The sequence below is a fragment of the Aquimarina sp. AD10 genome, assembly GCF_003443715.1.
In the GTDB taxonomy this organism is placed as follows: domain Bacteria; phylum Bacteroidota; class Bacteroidia; order Flavobacteriales; family Flavobacteriaceae; genus Aquimarina; species Aquimarina aggregata.
The window spans coordinates 4,269,573-4,287,914 of the sequence record NZ_CP031965.1 but is presented as its reverse complement, the minus strand read 5'-3'; the positions used below and the strand labels follow the sequence as shown (position 1 = coordinate 4,287,914).

Genomic DNA, 18,342 nt, shown 5'->3' with positions numbered 1-18,342 from the left:
AAATTATTCCAAAGCATTTTTAATAGATTGGGCTTCTTTATGTTTATATGATTTATTATTAACAATCCTTGTCAAGGAAACTAGTGCTTTTTTATTTTCATTATTTTTAAGATGCACCAGAGATAAATACCAAAGAGCTTCGTCCGAAAACTTTTCATCTCTCTTAATGACCATTTTAAATCTATTCTTTGATTCCTCTATTTGGTCATTTTGTAAATAGGATAATCCCATATAGAAGTCAACATAGTCAAGGTCTTGCTCTGACTTAAGTTGTTTAAATAATTCTATTGATTTTTCAAAGTTATCTAATTCATAGGCGATAAAAGCCTTTAGTTCAATGGAGTTTTCTTGAGACCCACTTTTTTCAATAGGATAAATGGTATTAGGATATTTTTCAAAATGCAAAGCATATAATTTTTCTGAAACATTATTAAATCTATAATTATAAAAGTAGAATGATATAAAAAATAAAATACTTGCTGCGACAGCCCATTTAACCCAATACATCCCTTTTCGAATTTTAAAAATCGTTTTTTTATTACTTTTTTCCTCTTGAAACAATAGAGAATCTATCCATCTTTCCTTATCTATTTCATTTATGTAATCATTCTTTTGTTTATTCGATAATCGTAATTTTAATACTTCATTTTTTAAGACTTTTCTCCTTTTACCTTTTACAATTAATTGCAAACTTTTTTCCAACTCAAATTGTTTTTTAAACTTCAGGTCGTTTTCTAAAAGATGATTGAAAATTTCCATCTCCTCCTTATTAAGGCCTTCTAAAAAATATTTATTTAACAATTCCTCACTTTTCATACTCTACCCCTCTCTTTCAATTATCTCCTTCAACTTCTTTAAACATCTAGATTTCATACTTTTAACAACGTCTGAAGATTTATAATTCTCTTTTTTTTGAATTTCTTTGATTCTTAATTCCTTTATATAAAACAAGACAAGAATTTTTTTACACTGTTCTCCTAATTGATCAAAATATTTTTCTAGTAAAACTTCCTCATCATTTAGTTCTTTAGGCTCTAATTCGAAATTCTCAATTTGGTCATCGATGTCTTTAATATCAAAATCTATTTCTCTATCAGTTTTTCTCTTGTCTTTATTGATATAATTCAATATTTTGTACTTACCTATACTAAATAAATATGTAGATATTTTACTTGAAAGTTTAACTAGCTTCCCATCTAAAACATTCTCCCAAAAAACAATAATAGAATCTCCATAAATATCACTAATATCTTCTTTTGACCTAATATATTTATAAGCAAATCCATGAAAATTATCCTCATTTTCTACGTAAACAGTTTCCAATGCTTTTTTGGAACCGTTGCTAATGGCATCAATCAGTTTTTGATCTCTTTCTATACTCATTAATAGTAGTTAAGGAAAATAGTAAACTTGTTTAAAGTTAATTTTTTTAAATATGACAAACAATATATTACATATAAACTTAATATTCCTCTACCCCTAACGGTTTAAACACCACTCGTACCTCTTAAGGATAGAGCAATTGCTTCCTTAAGATCTCTAGCACTTCAATTTCAATACAATTTGTTTTTGTTTATCACAAAAAAACAAGCCCTTCTTATCTCTAGAATGGCTTGAAATATTTTTATTTTATTTGCTAAATAATGAAATTAATTACTAAGGCTTTGGCTTAAAAAATAACTCAGTAAATAAATCATCAAGGTGCTGGATTAGGAAACGTTTCATGCACAGCTTCAATCTCCTTTAAAATCTCATCGGACAGGATGATATCAATACTACCAATATTTTCTTTAAGCTGAGCCATGCTAGTTGCCCCAATAATATTACTGGTTACAAAAGATTGATCTGTAACAAACGCTAATGCCATTTGCGTTAAACTAATACCGTGTTTTTTGGCAATCTCGCTATATTGTCGTGTGGCATTAAAACTATTCTCACCCATATAACGATTATAGTTTGGAAACAAATCTAATCTTGAATCTTTTGGTATTTCTTCAAGGTATTTACCTGTTAACATCCCGAAACCTAAAGGTGAATAAGCCAAGTGCCCTACATTTTCACGATGCAACACCTCTGTTAACCCTATTTCGTCTTTTCTGTTTAATAAATTATAAGGGTTCTGAACAGTACTTATTTTTGGCATCCCTTTTCTAGCTTCTTCTACAAAACGCATTACTCCATAAGGAGCTTCATTAGAAATCCCTATTTGTCTGATCTTTCCTTCTTTTATTAGCTCTTGTAACGAAATTAATATCTCGTTAAAATTATCTTCCCATTGTTCATGTTCATTATGAGTATATCCTCTTTTACCAAAGAAATTAGTATTACGCTCTGGCCAATGTAACTGATAAAGGTCAATATAATCTGTTTGAAGACGCGCTAAATTTTTATGTATAGCATCATGTAATGCTGCTTTAGAAAAGCCCATATTATCTCGAATATAACTAAAGGTTGGACTTGGGCCTGTGATTTTTGAAGCCAAAATTACCTTATCTCTATTCTTGTTTTTAGCAAACCATGATCCTATAATACGTTCGGTACTACCTTGCGTTTCTTTTCTTCCTGGCACAGAATACATCTCTGCAGTATCAATAAAGTTTATGCCTTGATCGATTGCATAATCTAATTGCTCATGTCCTTCGGCCTCAGTATTTTGTTGCCCCCAGGTCATACTTCCTAGACATATCTTACTAACTTGTATATCTGTGTTTGGTAATGTAGTGTATCTCATTATTTGATAATCTTCTTTTACATAGCATTAAAGCTTGTAAAAATAGAAAGTATTGCTTTAAACTATTGTAAAAATTTTCACAATAATTATACTACTTCACTATACCTTCTGAATCATCAAAAAAAGCGGATGTGACTACCCCATTATCACATCCGCTTTAACAACTAACCAACCAAAAAAATACTATTCATCATGTTCGTTTGTCAAATATTTAAGTTGGAATAGTATAAATGTATAATGAAATCGTCTGCTATGAAATCAAGAATGAGGGAACAGATCTTTTGAATGAGGGAAGTATTACTATGAGGTATTATTCTGCAAAAATCGTATTTATATCGTTTAAACAACCTTCTATCAAATATTTTCCGAGGTTAAAGTTCTTTTGAGCTCTGTCAAGAATCCAAGCATCAGAACTTACCACAACATGATCTGATGTGGCTAATACCTTATCGGGGTTATTATCCAAATATATATCCCAAGAAAAATTATTTTGCTCTGCTAATTCACGAAGTATTGTTTTCAATTTTCCACTATTTGAAACCGGAGCATCAAAATACCAATGCACTGATGCAACTTGTAATCTATTTAAAGTTTGTCCTATCAACAAAACAGCTTCTTCTGTTTTCTTTACACGTTTGTATGTTCCATGCACTCCAGATAAATCGCGATAGTACCCATCTAAACCTTTAAACACATATGCTCCAGACAAAGCACTCTCTAATAAGATTAGTATATTAAATCCATCGATGATAAGGGTTTTGTCTTTTAACTGTTCAGGAGATAGAGAATGATCAGTACGCCATATGATTTGTTGGGTACCAGCACTCATCCCTTGTATTGCTTTTTGTTGTCGAGCATTAAGTTTATATCGATTACCAACTAATTGTACTGTTGATTTTTCTGCAAAACCTCGAGAGAGCAAATAATATATATCTTTTAAAGACTCTTTTAATTTTTCTTGTATAATGAGATCTCCAAATAAACGATCATCGCTTGCTTCTTTGCCTCTATTTCGTGTAGTCATGCTAATTTTATGATAGGTAGTAAAACAAAAAAAGCGCTTATAGCGCTACTTCATCTATGATATTGGCAATATCTCTATTACTTTACCATATACATTTTTTGTCCACCCATTAAGGCGTCCTTGGTTATTACCAATTAGTAATCCTCGTTTTGCATTTTTTGCTTTGACTAAATGCGTAAAACAATTCCCTCTTACTTTACAAAAAACAATATCTCCTGCTTCACAATCTTGCCAATCAACTGGTTCGAGCAGTACAGGTTGTTTTGATTTCAAAATGGGTAACATAGAATTACCTGGTTCTTTGGAGACAATTGTCTCACCATTCAATAGTTTTTGAATTTTCCAATTCATCATACATAGTTTTAAAAATTAAACATAAATTCAAAAACTATGGAGTATGGTATTTTAAGAACTATTAGTAATACCAATGCGAAGATACCTATTTTTTTAGAATACAAATAAAAGAGGATGTCTAAAAAGATTATTTTTTCGGTCATTTCGAGCGTAGTCGAGAAATATATATCTTGATTTTCAATACATTTTCGACTCCGCTCAATGTGACAGATTATAACTATTAATTCATTTGTTCTTTTTTAAGGGTCGTCATATCCTTTTGTTTCAGTTTATCAATCAATGTTTGATACATTTCTTTAGGGAGTCCACAAGCGATAAGGTACTCTTTCATAAGATTTTCTTCTTCTTTCTCTATTGTACCATCTGCTAATAAAACAACTGCAGCTTGCGCAAGGATATTAATTAAAGCTTCTGATGATAATTCATTTCTAGCCGAATTTAAAAAATCAAATACCTGATTATTCATATTTGCATTTACTTTTACATTTTCATGAATGGCCAGAAGCTCTTCTTTCATCTCTTGAAAACCTTCTATAGCATCCTTAATCTCTCTTTCTTCTTCAGGGGCAAAATCCTCATCGATAATAGCCATATGCGTCATTGCAGCAATAAGTGCTTTGGCATATATTGATGTTGCTCTTTTTTGATTTTCATTAATTTCTTCCTTAGACCGCTGTAAAATTGTTTTGATACTTTCATTATAGGCACTTTTACAACTATCGCATTCATAAAACCGATCTACTGTATCCAGTGGGATTACCGGAATAAAAAATAAGGTAAACCATCGTCGATATAACTTATTGACAAGACTACCATTATTACAATTTGGACATGAATTTGATAAAACAGGACTATCACTAACCGTGTGTTTTAGTCCTCGTGTTCCGAAGATAATAAACATAAAATATAGGTTTTTAAAATAATTTAGGGTTCTTTAAAGATACTATAATATCTTAAAACACCTAATTACCAGTCTATTATCTAAAGTAACTTATGTTTGTCTTGTCTTATATCTATACATCAAATATCCGAGAATGCACAAAATACCGATTCCAAAAACCCAATACCATGAGGTAATGTTATTAAAATGCATAGCTCCAGAATCTCCTACCAAATAAAAACTGCCCCAATAAAATGGATCAGCACGATCAGCTTTAGCCGTTTTGAGGTATTCTAATTTGGCTTGTTGTAGTGCTTGACCTTTGTTCAATCCCTTTTTAAGGTTGCTATAAAAATATTTCATCACCTCTGGAGTTGTTTGATCAGGCACTTCCCAACTGGTTAATAATAAGCTTTTTGTTCCTGCGTATTGAAACGCGGTACCTAAACTCATAATACCTTCTCCTTTAGCGATTTTACCACTTCCTGTATTACAAGCACTAAGTACAGTAAGTTCTGCAGGGATATCAAGGGCAAACAATTCATGCGCATATAACAAGTTATCTTCTAAGGTATCTTTACTTTTGGTAAAAAAGAGCTTAGAATTTTCTGGGCGATCATTATCTACTTCTCCGTGCAGTGCTAAGTGCAAAATATTATACTGACCAGCTTTTTTCTTAAAATTAGCTTCGATTGCTTCGGATCCAAAATAATATTGCCCATCAATTATTTTTGAAATTTCCTGGATCTCTCTACGTGTACCAGGTAGATCACTCTTAGCTCCTCTTAAGGTTGCCATACTCATTGCTTTTGCATCAACGACATTAGTACTTGTCGTATCCGAAAATGAAAAGGCTAAACACTCTTCTAGAGGGGTAGTATTATTTGTTGCATTCGTTTTAAATGATGTAAATACTAGATTTGCAGAATTTGCATAAGTAATAGCATAATCTCTAAGGAAGTAAGGTAATGCTTTAGGATTATTAGACGTAGTATTTTGCGTAAGTAGTAGATCAAAATTAAGATGCCATAATGGTCCATCTGGAACTATGACAAGCTCGTTACCTACTATTTTGTTTTGAATAGGAGTAATTAATGTAGTATATAATGAATGGCCTACACGTTTGTATTTTCTTACATCTTTTGAGGTTATTGCTTCTCTAAACTCTTTTGTCTTTTCTAGTATATTAGGAGTTGATAATTCTTGTACTTCTAGTTTATTCTTTGTAATGATAAGGGCATAGGTAATACTATCGGCTGAAAAAAACTCTAACAATGTAGTTTTTGCAGATAGATTTTTTTGAATACCTGCAACGGTTATAATATCATCCTGATATTTAAGCTGATGATATTTAGGGTACTCTTTTTCTAAAACCTGAGTCAAAGAATCTTGTTTTCTATTAAGGTCAAAAAGTTTATTTTCAAAAGTTGAAATTTTAATAGAATCGACTTCCTCTTTTGATTTTTCATCAATAATTTGTGATTGGTAAAATGCTCGGTCTGTTTTTATAGTTTTTTCAATGCTCAAAAGTCCCTCTGGTATATTTGCAAAACCTTTAGAAGTCGACTCAGAAAGTAATTCTTTTAGGGTATTTGCTTTGCTTTTTTCTGCATAATAAAACGCACTTTCTAATGCTTCTTCTTTTTGATAGTCTTCATACATTACCAAATTTGCCTGAATAGCATCTGCATAAATTTCTTTTACTTCTTTAGAAAATAGTATTTTGTCTTGATAGTTTTTATAAGTATTTCGAATATCATTTATTACAACATCAATCTCTTTATATATATTAATACTTTGAATAAGATTTGTCTTTTTAGCACTCCTTTCATATTCAACCTGTAAGATTCTGGCCTTACCCCTAAGTGTTTCTAATAGAAATTTTGAGTTATAATAATTCTTAGGAGTAAAAATCTCGTCTTTAACATTAGATATTTTAGTTTTTAAGTTTATCGATAACGCTTTATCAAAGTAATAAAGAGCATTTTGAAAATCTCCTTGTTCATTATAAAGATTTGCCATTTGATTTAATGTCCCCAAAACAGATGGTGAAGATTCTTCAAGTTTTGCACTTAATACTTTTAATCCTTTTAGAGTATACTTATTGGCTTCCTTACTATCATTATTTTTAAGGTAAATTTTAGCCATTTTCATATATACACTTGAGACTTCGAGGTTATCTTTATCAAAAATCTCATCATATATTTCTGCTGATAATCTTAAATACTTCAACCCTTCTTCATATTTTTTTTGGACGATATACAAATCACCAATACTTGTATACAATTTTGCTACATCATCATGATTTTCTTTATATACAAAATTAAATATTTTTAGAGCCTTATTATAGTGTATCAACGCTTCTTCATAATTACCTTTGTTTTCAAAAATAACCCCCGCATTCCAATAAGAAATCGCTATATGTGGATGATTTTCTCCTAAAACCTTACTTCCTATATTAATACTTTTTTTATAAAACTGTAATGCTTTCTCATATTCTCCAATATTGGATAAAAGATGTTGTATATTACTATAAATAACAAATGCGGGATACTCACTTTCGGTCTTAATAAAAATTGATCTGGCCTTTTCGTAATAAGCCAAAGCTTTTTCATATTGATTCAATTGTTCATACACATTTCCTATATTGTTATAATTATACCCTGCATAAAGATGATCTTCTCCTTGATTTTTAATTGTTATATTCAAATCCTTGTTAAAATACTCTAGAGCAGTGTATAATTCTCCCAGAGCTTGATAGGTATTACCCACATCATTATAATCCCTTCCTGTTCTTAAGTGTTCAGGTCCAAAAGTCATTATATTAATAGACAATCCCTTATTTTGATAATAAAGTGCTTTTCTATACTTTGATAATGTTTGATATACAATACCTATATTACTATAGCTTACCGCCAAACTTTCATGCCCTTTTGGACGTGTTTTTTTTCGATTATCTAAGGCCTTTTTATAGAATGACAAAGCACTATCAAAATCTGCCTTTATTTGATAATATTTCCCTATATTATCGAAGGAAATAGCCTTTGATTTGCTACTATCTCCCAAATACAAATCGCTAATTTCTATTGCCCTATTAGCATAAAGCAAAGATTTTTCAAGGTCTTCGACTCTCCATTGATTCTCTGAAATCATATTATAACATGATGCGACTCTGCTCCAAACCTCTTCTCTTTTATATAAAGGAATTGCTTTTTTAAAATAATAAATAGAATTCTTAAACCTACCTTTGTCTTTTAATGAATCTGCTTTTTGAAAATATCGAAAAGCTACTAGTGTATCCTTTTGAACTTGTGCACGTGTAGTACCTAAAAAAGCGATTGAAAAAACAATCGCTAAGTATATTAATTTTGAAAGTTTCATAGTTGGTGTATTGCTATATACTTAATAGCAAAGAAACTAAAAATGTTACTATCCTAATAGTAGATGTATTGTTAAAATGAATACCTAAAATAAGTTAAAACTACAAGGTTCTTTTATCTACATGTACATAATCTACATACATATAAGTCCTAGAGAATAAATTAATTCTAGAGTTGTCAAAAATACCGGTATCCGAACCTACATTAAGGTTAAAAATAACATTATGTGGCCCAAAATTCTGTAGTCTAAGGTCACTATCAATACCATTATAATAATTTGCCACTTTATTTCCATCTACAAGAATATCTAAATAGACATTACCATTTATATTCGTCCAATACAGATCATAGGTATGCCACCCTTCACTATTTGGATATCTTCTTTCTGCATTTGTTTCTAACAAATTTTGCCCTGTACTGGTGCCGTAAAACAGGTTACTTGCAAAGTGGCTTGAGTTTCCAAAAGAGTACCCTTCCATAATATCAATTTCACCCCCAGTAGGCCAATTTTGTTCTTTTACGGTCCAAAAAGCAGGCCATGCCCCATAAGTTTGTGCAAAACCTTTATAATTAGATCCTTGTTTAGCAATTAACTTAATTGATGCAGAAACACGATACTGCTCATTACGATTTGGCTTGAAGGAAAATCTAGATTTTACATGCCCCGATCTATATCTATTACTATACCTATATGCCGATAATTCTAGACAGGATCTATTATCAAAGTTTGTAACTCTAGGGTTTCCTGAAACATATTCGCAGTTGTTCGAATTATAGTCCCTTCTATTTGTTCTTTCCCATTTACTTGTACTTACTGTATTGTCAAAATTGTCGGTGAACTGTCTTGTCCAAGGCCCTGCCTTTTGTGCAATTTCATCTGAAACGGCAATATCTCCTAAATTTTCTTCAACAGTGTTTTGAGACGTTTCGTTCTCACAAGCAAATATGAATGTGATTAATAATAGCAACGAAATCGTTTTAGTGATGGTTTTCATTTCTTAAGTATTTAATTTTCAAGGATAAAACTAACCATTAAAAATAACGATAACTTAATGATTTAACCACATGATTGTCGTTTTCTCAAATTGTAAAGATTATTTTAAGAATATTCGTATTTATTATTTCTTTATGTTAAGAATACACCTTCAAGTATTTTGTGGTTTTATCTTAAATATGTGATTGTTGTCATATTTTATATAGTCAAAGGTTCTAAAAATGTTACTGTTTCTTCAAACCAATACCTTAGATTCATTTTGAAGTTTGTTTTATTGATTCAACCTCTTTTAATTTCATTGAAAACCAGGTTTTTTTACTAAAATCTTTTCAAAGCTTCAAGATTAGTTAAAAATGAAACAATATCCTGATCAGACAGCCTAAAGTTATACCTTTCGACAGCACTTTAACAAGCTCGCACTGAACTGTGTCTAATTATTCAATGTGACAATGAGTCAGAATCAAAGGTTATTTCGATTTCAGAATAGGTTGTGTTTTTCGCTGATATATTGATAAAACAACACCTATGACTCGAATTTACTGGAATATGGAAACAGCGTATGCTACAACTTATTCACTTTTATTCGCTTTTTTGGCGATACCGCACTTTCTACGGACTGTTCTTTCGGCAAGGGCTGCGGCATTTCTGGCCTGATCCTCAGTACCTCCGCCATTAACAATCCCATCATATACTGTTTTGTTTTCTAGAAGACCACGTAGGATACACATAAACCCCGGGCTATCCTTACCCTTGTAAGGACGCTTTTTGTTTGGTTTTACAATCAACTCCCTGAACAAGCGATCTTTTAATACTCTATCTTTTTGGACTTCTACTACGAATGCATTTAGGGCATTTTGATCTTCTGGATACATCTCATTTACCTTATCCATAGCATTGGCATACTCATCATTGGTGAAACTAAAATAGTTATAAATGTCAAAGTAGTTGTTATCTCCTTGTTCATTCTCTGGCACTTCTTCTTCACTTTGTGTTTCTTCTTCATACTGGTACTCTTCTTCACTTTCCTGACTCACTCCTTTGAACATGGATATTATTAATATTACAAAAATGGATAGCCTCTTCATTTATTTTATAGTTTTAAATTAATTTGGGGTATTATAAACGTCTGGTAACGTCCTTTTGTTATCTGTATTCCTTATTTTTATGCTTTAGTATAAAAATAACATACTTTTCACTATATACATAATTAAGGATATTATTTTTGTTTATTAAATTCGTGGCACACTTTTTGGTTTTTATCAAATAAATTGAGTATTTTGACTCAATATTTAAGGTTATTTTAACAATAAAAAAAGTTTTATGACGTTTAGATAACCGGTGTAATTAACCTATAAACTTATAATACATTATTAAACACCCAAACATTATGAAAAAATTATTTCTACTTGCATTTGTGCTGTGCGCAGGATTATCGGTTCAAGCTCAAGAGGACACCTGGAGACAACAAGCTGCATCTTTTACGAGATTGTATGAGCTAGCATCTGAACTAAATGACCTTACTGAAAACGTAGTAGCACAAGGAAGTGTAGTGTCTGTAGTTAAAAAAGATGGGACTATTTCTGTTGAACAAAAATTAGATCCGTCGAAACCTAAAGAAAAGAAATTTTATAAGTATAATTTATTAACTTCTACAGGAAGAAAAGTTCCTCTTGATTTAGCAAATTGTGAACTTGTAATTGAACGTTTCTACTCTAAACTTTTACAAGTTAAAGAAAGTATGAGAGTAAATCATGATCAAGATGTAAATAAAATACTAGGTGATCTTTTTAATTAAAAAGATACTAGAATAAAAAAAGCGACCAGGTTGGTCGCTTTTTTTATGCTTATACTTTGCGTTTAGATATCATTTAACAGCTTAGAAATTTCATCTAGTTTTGGCGTTAAAATCACCTCTATACGTCGGTTTTTACTTTTTCCTTCGTTAGTTTCGTTAGAGGCAACAGGTGCAAATTCACCTCGACCTGCTGCTGTAAGATTCTGTGCATCTATTTGCTTATTCTCTAACAAGATATTTACTATCGCCGTTGCTCTTTTTGTAGATAAATCCCAGTTACCAGATAACTGTGCATTACCTGTATACGGATCATCGTCTGTATGCCCTTCTATTAAGACAGCAATGTCTGTATTTTGGGCAAGTACACTACCCAATTGTTTTACAGCTTTTTTTCCTTGCGTACCTACGGCCCAACTACCTGACTCAAATAAAAGCTTATTTTCCATAGAGATGTATACTTTCCCATTACGCTCTTCTACCGTAAGTCCTTTTCCTTCAAAATTACGAAGCGCCTTGGATATGGCAGATTTTAATGCTTGCATTTTAGCATCTTTGGCAGCAATTAGTCCTTCTAACTCATTAACACGCTTAGACCGTGCCTCTAAATCGCTTTGTAGTTTATCTAAACGACTGCGTTCTTGTGCCAGGGCTCTTTCTTTTTCTTCTAACTGACTTAGTAATTCTCTATTCTTTTTGCTATTAGCAGCAATCGCAGCAGAGCTATTTTTTTCTAAGGCATCATACGAGTCTTTTATATTATTATAATTGGCTTGCGCAGCATTATACTTTCCTTCAAAATCATCTCTTTCGGCTTTGAGTTTTTGATATTCTGATTCTAGCTGCTCCAATGCCTTTTTATCTGCATCACTAACTTTTTGTAACGCAACTAATTTATCTTGCGTCTTTCTATTTTTTCGTTTTAGACTGGCATATTTACCTTCTAAGTCTTTGTATACTTTTGATGAAACACAAGAGGTCATTAACAAACCTGATAGTGTTATCAATACTATTTTTTTAATCATTACTATATGTATAAGGGGGTTAACATTTTATGAACGTATCTTGACTTTTTATAATTCTAGTTCAACCACAATAGGGCAGTGGTCACTATGTTTAGCATCTGATAAGATAACGGCTCTTTTTAGTTTATCTTTTAAAGGTTCAGCTACCATTCCGTAATCCAAACGCCATCCTTTATTATTAGCTCTTGCATTTGCTCTATAGCTCCACCAAGAATAATTATGAGGTTCTGTATTAAAATGCCTAAAAGAATCTATAAAACCACTTTCTATAAAATTACCAATCCACTCACGTTCCACTGGCAAAAATCCAGATACATTTTTATTACGTACCGGATCATGAATATCTATGGCTTCATGACATATATTATAATCTCCTAATATTACTAAATTAGGGCGTTCCTTTTTAAGGTCATTAATATATGTTTGAAGGTCTGCCATATATTTAAGTTTAAATTCTAAACGATCTAAATTAGTACCGCTTGGCAGATACATGCTCATTATAGAAACACCATTAAAATCAGCTCTTAAATTACGTCCTTCAAAATCCATATAATCAATACCAGTACCATACTCGATATGATCAGGCTCTGTCTTAGAAAGAATAGCAACACCACTATATCCTTTTTTTTGTGCGCTATACCAATAATTATAAGAATACCCAGCCTCTGCAAAAACCTCAAGATCTAATTGTTCTTTATTGGCTTTAATTTCCTGCAAACAAATCACATCAGGATCTGCTTGTTGTAACCATTCTAAAAAGCCTTTATTGATTGCAGCTCTAATTCCGTTAACATTGTATGAGATGATTTTCATTGACTGTGGATTTAAAAATTTTAGTAAAAATAAAACTTACCAGTATTTTATTCTAGGTCTCTTCTTGACTTTTTGTAGTTTAAATACACTATAAATACATTTATGTTGCATTTACTGTCCTTTTCGTAGCTTCTAAAGCTTTTAATTTCTGAAGTTTTCTAATAAATTTTTCTGATCTTTATATTCAAAACAACCTCAACACATGAAAAATATGCTTAAAATAACCTGTTTTCTAATATTATTGAGTGCATACAATTGCGTTCCTGCAAAAGGTGCGAATTCAAAAGACACATCGAACGCACAGACCGAGGCACAACAAACTACTGATAAGCAAATGAAAGATAAAGGATTTAGCAAAGGAACCATTGCAACAAGTAAATCTTCTGGTTGCCCATACATCCTTAATGTTGAAGAGTTCAAGGATAATCTTGACCCTATTAATCTGGAAGAATTCTTTAAAGATCAAATGCCCACCAAAGTATGGGTAAAATACGGTAGTCTAAGAAGGCCCAGCAGATGTAATGACGCCAGACCTGTATCTATCATAGAAATTAATAAACGCACAGAATGAGTGCATAGAACTTTCTTATCTAACGAAAAAACCTTGCGCGTCTGATTTATTATCGCCTAATCTGGCAAAATAAACTCCTGATCTAGCAAAAGACATATCTAATTCGTAGGTAAATGTATTTCTACCATCTTTTTTTAATAAGTTAGAAGCTACTACACCACCTAAGATGTTAAATATGTAAATTCTTAATTCTGCAGGTGCATTTGCTTCTATTTTAGTGATCACGAACTGATTTTCAGGCTGACTTATAACTAGTAGCTCGGTATCAGGCACAGGAGCAATTACCTCTTCACTGATAACCACGGTATAGTCATGTGTTGTACCAAACTCCATAGAACCGCAAGGGTCATTTAATGGAGCTCCAGAATTAGTATTTGTGTCTCCACCTCTTATTCTTAACAAATGACTTCCTAAAGCAGCATCTGGAGGCAATGAAAGCGTAAAGTCCTGATCTGTATCGCTTACAGAAATTATTCGATTATCTAGTAACAATTCTGTTTCCTCAAATATACTATTATCATTAAAATCAATCCACAAAGAAAAACGTTCTGCTCCACTATCATTAGCAAATCCTGATTGAACAGTTACTGTGTATTCTGACACTGATTTACTTAAATTTATTTCAAAATCACTAGTAAAATCAACATATCCACTACTGCTACATCCTATTGGAGTATTTGAAACGTTTGCTAATTCAAAAGAAATAATCCCATCTCTAAAACGAGAACAATTAGCCGTGGGTCTGCAAAATTCATAAATTATGGTTCTTGTTACTGCATCATTAGAATCATCCTGATCCCCTGCTAAAGCTGTTCCTATTTGAAAACTATATTCTCCAAATGTTTGCAAATCGGCCGTGGTTGTAAATGTATAGCTTACAGATTCACGAGGGGCTAAAGTCCCTGTAAAAACTTCATTGACCGGTGTGCCTCCATTAATAGTATAAGAAACCGGGATATTTGATTGTTCTGTTCCTCCAAAATTAAAAATGGTAATCGTAATTTCTTCTTCTGAGGTAAGCTGATCTCCTACTTGTGGCGAAACCAAATCTATCACACCAGTATCACTAGAAAATAGATTTTTCACACTTTGCATTGCACAATCATTTTCTGGAAAAGTATCTCCGGCTAAATTTGTTTCTGCTGTGATTGTATATTCTCTATCTGCCGTTAAATCTGCTGCGGTTGCAAAAGAAAAAGAAGCGGTTTCACCTGCGTTAAGAGGCCCAGCAAACATTTCGATAACCGCTGCACCTCCATTAATAGAATAACTAACTGGGATATCAGACTGTGCAGTAGCTCCAAAGTTTTTTAATGTTACTGTTATGATTTCTGCATTTGTCAAAATAGCATCTATTGGTTGGTCAACTTTTGTAATACCTACATCATTAGTTGGATCATCCCCAATCTTAAATACACCAACTATATTTCTTGCATTATCTCCTGTATCCTCAAAATATTCTGCTATATGCCAAAATGTTCTATCATCTGCAGGATCCACAGTAAGTTGAGCGTAATCTCCGTAGCGATTTCTTTGCGTAATATTAATAGCACTTCCTGTAGCGATAGTTTGCTCTGCAAAAGTCATTGTCCCTAATGGATCTGTGGCCAATCTACCCGTATAACGTATTGACCCAAAACTATCTGCTGTCGCGCCATTATCTGTAGTTCCCATTGTGGTATATCCCATCCCAATATTACCAAAAACATCCATTGCCATACTCGCACACCATGCACTTTTACCATCGGGAGAAGTATACGTTCCTTCTTGATATACGGTCCATGGCTGACCATCTGCAGCTTGCCTTAATTCATACCATCGTATTCCTGCAATATTATCGAGGTCTCCACCCGCAGTATCTGTTCTATCATCTATATCAACTGCAAAATTTAAAACAACCGCATTATAATCACAAAACCTTCTGTAATTAGAAGCGTACATTACTGCACCTTGTAGAACATCTATATCCTGACCCTCTGTTCCTGGTTGCGGGATATTACCAAAAGATCCACCATCAAAAGTATTATCAAACGAATTAATAGCACCAGAGCCTACAGTAAATTCTTCTGATTCTGTAATCGTTGATGCTTCTAGATTAAACCAATCTACATTAATTGTCCAAAGTTTTAATGCATCTTCACTTACACCTTCCCATCCATCATCTTGAAAATAAACAATTCTAGCATCTCCTTCTGGGGGTAATGTATTTCCTATTGCATTAAAGCCTGCCGGACTATAAAACCCTCCTATTCTTGCTCCTGGTAAAGGAAACCCTACCATTTTCACGTCTTCTTTACCTTGCAGCATTCTAGTACGATCAATTACATATACAACTTCACTTGTCGCTTGTGATCCCTGATCTTTATTTGCTGTTATATAATATCCATCTGACCATATAGAGAATTTTGTATAATCAGGAAAACTTCCTGTATCAAAACGGTATGTATACCATCCATCATTTACAGGATCCGGCCCTTTACCTACTGCTACTAAAAAACCATTGGGTGTATCTGAAAATTGTGTTATTACAAATCGATCTGCAAAACTATCATAAAAGACTATAGGATCGCCTAAGCTTTCGCCTGGAAAAATATTTTCTAATGAAGAAGAAGCTACTAGCTCAACACCAGCTCTATCATGTATTGCAAATGCTGAATTTTTAGCACTAACATAGTGATTTGGTCCAATTGCTCCTGTTGGATCTGTAGGTGCAGAAGCACTAGCATTAGCTTCAAAAGTTAAAGAAGGTGCTTTGTTTGCTCTTACAATAACCGAGTTCTTTTGTTGTGTTAAAAGTGGATCTTTTCCAAAGGGAAGTCCTTTTCCTGGTACTACTTTATTAGCATCTATTCTTCTAGGATTGATATTTCCTTTTCTTGGTTTTTCTGGTACTAATGTTTTACCTACTAAGGGTCCAACTTCTCTCATATATGTAGAAGAGCTAGTCATACTAGCATTCATCACCTCTTTTTCTTGAGAAATTCCTGTAATAACAGAAAAAAGGAAAACAATAACTACAATCTTTTTCAATAGCATATATAACAATTTATATTTGGGAAAACTCCTATTTTTAAGGCTAAAATACAATTAAACTTCAAAACGCAACTGTATATCAGTAAAATACAACTTAAATTTTGAAAAAAAATACTTAGCTAAAAGATCACAAAAGCTACCAAGATGTTTAGTAGCTTTATAATGAAACGAAATATTAATTATATTATTTCAACCAATACTCTGCATCGGTTTTCTCGGATATTATAGATTTAAGAGCTGTAATAGCAACACGTTTTTGCTCCATTGTATCTCTATCTCTTATCGTTACTGTTTGGTTTTCTACAGTTTCGTGATCTACAGTAATACAAAATGGTGTTCCGTTTGCGTCCTGTCTTCTGTAACGGCGACCAATAGCATCTTTCTCGTCATACATTACATTAAATTTCCATTTTAGATCATCTACAATTTCTTTTGCAATCTCTGGCAAACCATCTTTTTTAACTAACGGAAGAATTGCTGCCTTAATCGGGGCTACTACAGCAGGTAATTTTAATACTACTCTGGTGCTTCCATCCTCAAGCTCTTCATTTTGTAATGCCTTAGAGAATACTGCCAAAAACATACGGTCTAATCCTACAGAAGTTTCTACTACATATGGGACATAACTTTCTTTTAATTCTGGATCAAAAAATTGCAATTTCTTACCTGAAAACTCTTCGTGTGCTTTAAGGTCAAAATCTGTTCTAGAATGTATTCCTTCTAATTCTTTAAATCCGAAAGGAAAATTAAATTCGATATCTGCAGCAGCATTTGCATAATGTGCAAGTTTATCATGGTCATGAAAACGATAGTTTTCTTCTCCTAGCCCTAAGGAATAATGCCATTTTAATCTAGTTTCTTTCCAGTACTCGTACCATTTCATTTCTTCTCCTGGACGTACAAAAAATTGCATTTCCATTTGTTCAAATTCGCGCATTCTAAAAATGAATTGGCGTGCTACAATTTCGTTTCTAAAGGCTTTACCTGTTTGAGCAATCCCAAAAGGTATTTTCATACGGCCAGTTTTTTGAACATTTAGAAAATTAACAAAGATTCCTTGTGCTGTTTCTGGTCTTAAATAAAGATCCATTGCCGAATCTGCAGATGCTCCTAATTTGGTTCCAAACATTAGATTAAATTGTCTAACATCTGTCCAGTTTTTGGATCCTGTTTCTGGATCTGCAATTCCTAGTTCTTCTATTAACGCTTTTACATCTGCTAAGTCATCATTATCTAAAGAGGCAGACATGCGTTTTATTACTTTTTCTTTTTCAGATAAATATTTTACAACTCTGGGATTAGTAGATACAAACTGCTCCTCATCAAAATCATCTCCAAATCGTTTTCTAGCTTTGGTTATTTCTTTTTGAGCTTTTTGATACAGTTTCTCGGCATAATCCTCGATAAGTACATCTGCTCTATATCTTTTTTTAGAATCCTTGTTATCGATAAGAGGATCACTAAAAGCATCTACGTGTCCCGAGGCTTTCCAAGTGGTTGGGTGCATAAATATAGCTGCGTCTAGACCAACAATATTTTGATGCATGTTCACCATACTTTTCCACCAGTATTCTCGTATGTTCTTTTTAAGTTCTACTCCATTTTGACCATAATCATATACGGCACTTAAACCATCATAAATCTCACTAGAACCAAATATATACCCATACTCCTTTGCGTGGGCGATAACTTTTTTAAATGTATCTTCTTGCTTTGCCATTTTAGTTATTTAAAATTTCTGAAAA

15 protein-coding genes are annotated in these 18,342 nt (G+C 32.6%); 2 read left to right on the top strand and 13 right to left on the bottom strand.

Annotated elements, in window-relative coordinates:
* Positions 1-3 precede the first annotated feature (3 nt).
* The 9 genes from D1816_RS17695 to D1816_RS17655 form a co-directional block, all read right to left on the bottom strand.
* Positions 4-816: a tol-pal system YbgF family protein gene (locus tag D1816_RS17695; protein ID WP_118504572.1), complete on the bottom strand. Its 813-nt coding sequence runs from the start codon at positions 814-816 to the stop codon at positions 4-6.
* A 3-nt stretch (positions 817-819) separates the two neighbouring features.
* Positions 820-1,383 carry an RNA polymerase sigma factor gene (locus D1816_RS17690; protein WP_118504570.1) on the bottom strand — a complete coding sequence of 188 codons (564 nt, stop codon included), beginning with the start codon at positions 1,381-1,383 and terminating at the stop codon, positions 820-822.
* 313 nt (positions 1,384-1,696) lie between these two features.
* Positions 1,697-2,731 (bottom strand): aldo/keto reductase, encoded by a 1,035-nt coding sequence (locus tag D1816_RS17685; RefSeq protein WP_118504568.1) that lies wholly within the window; start codon positions 2,729-2,731, stop codon positions 1,697-1,699.
* Positions 2,732-3,041: 310 nt separating this feature from the next.
* Complete coding sequence (locus D1816_RS17680; protein ID WP_118504566.1) at positions 3,042-3,755, bottom strand: DUF434 domain-containing protein; 714 nt, start codon at positions 3,753-3,755, stop codon at positions 3,042-3,044.
* Between the two features lie 54 nt (positions 3,756-3,809).
* The gene (locus D1816_RS17675) at positions 3,810-4,106 is read right to left on the bottom strand and encodes a phage repressor protein (protein WP_199729947.1); all 297 of its coding nucleotides are present in this window, start codon (positions 4,104-4,106) and stop codon (positions 3,810-3,812) included.
* A gap of 223 nt (positions 4,107-4,329) precedes the next feature.
* Positions 4,330-5,010 carry a TerB family tellurite resistance protein gene (locus tag D1816_RS17670; RefSeq protein WP_066315686.1) on the bottom strand — a complete coding sequence of 227 codons (681 nt, stop codon included), beginning with the start codon at positions 5,008-5,010 and terminating at the stop codon, positions 4,330-4,332.
* 90 nt (positions 5,011-5,100) lie between these two features.
* Positions 5,101-8,370: a CHAT domain-containing tetratricopeptide repeat protein gene (locus tag D1816_RS17665; RefSeq protein ID WP_118504562.1), complete on the bottom strand. Its 3,270-nt coding sequence runs from the start codon at positions 8,368-8,370 to the stop codon at positions 5,101-5,103.
* Positions 8,371-8,470: 100 nt separating this feature from the next.
* Positions 8,471-9,364, bottom strand: coding sequence for a family 16 glycosylhydrolase (locus tag D1816_RS17660; protein ID WP_118504560.1), 894 nt, complete (start codon positions 9,362-9,364; stop codon positions 8,471-8,473).
* A 568-nt stretch (positions 9,365-9,932) separates the two neighbouring features.
* A complete protein-coding gene (locus D1816_RS17655) occupies positions 9,933-10,448 on the bottom strand; it encodes a hypothetical protein (RefSeq protein ID WP_147405057.1) in 516 nt (171 codons plus the stop codon).
* 302 nt (positions 10,449-10,750) lie between these two features.
* On the opposite strand from D1816_RS17655, the gene D1816_RS17650 reads away from it, so the two are divergent.
* On the top strand, positions 10,751-11,158 hold the full coding sequence (locus D1816_RS17650; protein WP_118504556.1) for a hypothetical protein: 408 nt from the start codon (positions 10,751-10,753) through the stop codon (positions 11,156-11,158).
* 62 nt (positions 11,159-11,220) lie between these two features.
* On the opposite strand, the gene D1816_RS17645 is transcribed toward D1816_RS17650, so the two are convergent.
* Both D1816_RS17645 and D1816_RS17640 read right to left on the bottom strand, forming a co-directional pair.
* Complete coding sequence (locus D1816_RS17645) at positions 11,221-12,180, bottom strand: OmpA family protein (protein WP_118504554.1); 960 nt, start codon at positions 12,178-12,180, stop codon at positions 11,221-11,223.
* A gap of 48 nt (positions 12,181-12,228) precedes the next feature.
* Entirely contained in the window at positions 12,229-12,993 is a 765-nt protein-coding gene (locus tag D1816_RS17640) for an exodeoxyribonuclease III (RefSeq protein ID WP_118504552.1), read from the bottom strand.
* Between the two features lie 202 nt (positions 12,994-13,195).
* Here D1816_RS17640 and D1816_RS17635 point away from each other — a divergent pair, with 202 nt between their 5' ends.
* Positions 13,196-13,564, top strand: a complete 369-nt coding sequence (locus D1816_RS17635) for a hypothetical protein (RefSeq protein WP_118504550.1) — start codon at positions 13,196-13,198, stop codon at positions 13,562-13,564.
* Between the two features lie 15 nt (positions 13,565-13,579).
* Here D1816_RS17635 and D1816_RS17630 read toward each other — a convergent pair whose 3' ends face one another.
* Both D1816_RS17630 and D1816_RS17625 read right to left on the bottom strand, forming a co-directional pair.
* A complete protein-coding gene (locus D1816_RS17630) occupies positions 13,580-16,600 on the bottom strand; it encodes a GEVED domain-containing protein (protein ID WP_118504548.1) in 3,021 nt (1,006 codons plus the stop codon).
* 181 nt (positions 16,601-16,781) lie between these two features.
* The gene (locus D1816_RS17625; RefSeq protein ID WP_118504546.1) at positions 16,782-18,317 is read right to left on the bottom strand and encodes a glycine--tRNA ligase; all 1,536 of its coding nucleotides are present in this window, start codon (positions 18,315-18,317) and stop codon (positions 16,782-16,784) included.
* Between the last annotated feature and the right edge of the window lie 25 nt (positions 18,318-18,342).

Bases quoted from the DNA above. Each gene is read 5' to 3' on its own strand.
- D1816_RS17695 (WP_118504572.1), bottom strand. From the start codon at position 816: ATGAAAAGTGAGGAATTGTTAAATAAATATTTTTTAGAAGGCCTTAAT.
- D1816_RS17690 (WP_118504570.1), bottom strand. From the start codon at position 1,383: ATGAGTATAGAAAGAGATCAAAAACTGATTGATGCCATTAGCAACGGT.
- D1816_RS17685 (WP_118504568.1), bottom strand. From the start codon at position 2,731: ATGAGATACACTACATTACCAAACACAGATATACAAGTTAGTAAGATA.
- D1816_RS17680 (WP_118504566.1), bottom strand. From the start codon at position 3,755: ATGACTACACGAAATAGAGGCAAAGAAGCAAGCGATGATCGTTTATTT.
- D1816_RS17675 (WP_199729947.1), bottom strand. From the start codon at position 4,106: ATGAATTGGAAAATTCAAAAACTATTGAATGGTGAGACAATTGTCTCC.
- D1816_RS17670 (WP_066315686.1), bottom strand. From the start codon at position 5,010: ATGTTTATTATCTTCGGAACACGAGGACTAAAACACACGGTTAGTGAT.
- D1816_RS17665 (WP_118504562.1), bottom strand. From the start codon at position 8,370: ATGAAACTTTCAAAATTAATATACTTAGCGATTGTTTTTTCAATCGCT.
- D1816_RS17660 (WP_118504560.1), bottom strand. From the start codon at position 9,364: ATGAAAACCATCACTAAAACGATTTCGTTGCTATTATTAATCACATTC.
- D1816_RS17655 (WP_147405057.1), bottom strand. From the start codon at position 10,448: ATGAAGAGGCTATCCATTTTTGTAATATTAATAATATCCATGTTCAAA.
- D1816_RS17650 (WP_118504556.1), top strand. From the start codon at position 10,751: ATGAAAAAATTATTTCTACTTGCATTTGTGCTGTGCGCAGGATTATCG.
- D1816_RS17645 (WP_118504554.1), bottom strand. From the start codon at position 12,180: ATGATTAAAAAAATAGTATTGATAACACTATCAGGTTTGTTAATGACC.
- D1816_RS17640 (WP_118504552.1), bottom strand. From the start codon at position 12,993: ATGAAAATCATCTCATACAATGTTAACGGAATTAGAGCTGCAATCAAT.
- D1816_RS17635 (WP_118504550.1), top strand. From the start codon at position 13,196: ATGAAAAATATGCTTAAAATAACCTGTTTTCTAATATTATTGAGTGCA.
- D1816_RS17630 (WP_118504548.1), bottom strand. From the start codon at position 16,600: ATGCTATTGAAAAAGATTGTAGTTATTGTTTTCCTTTTTTCTGTTATT.
- D1816_RS17625 (WP_118504546.1), bottom strand. From the start codon at position 18,317: ATGGCAAAGCAAGAAGATACATTTAAAAAAGTTATCGCCCACGCAAAG.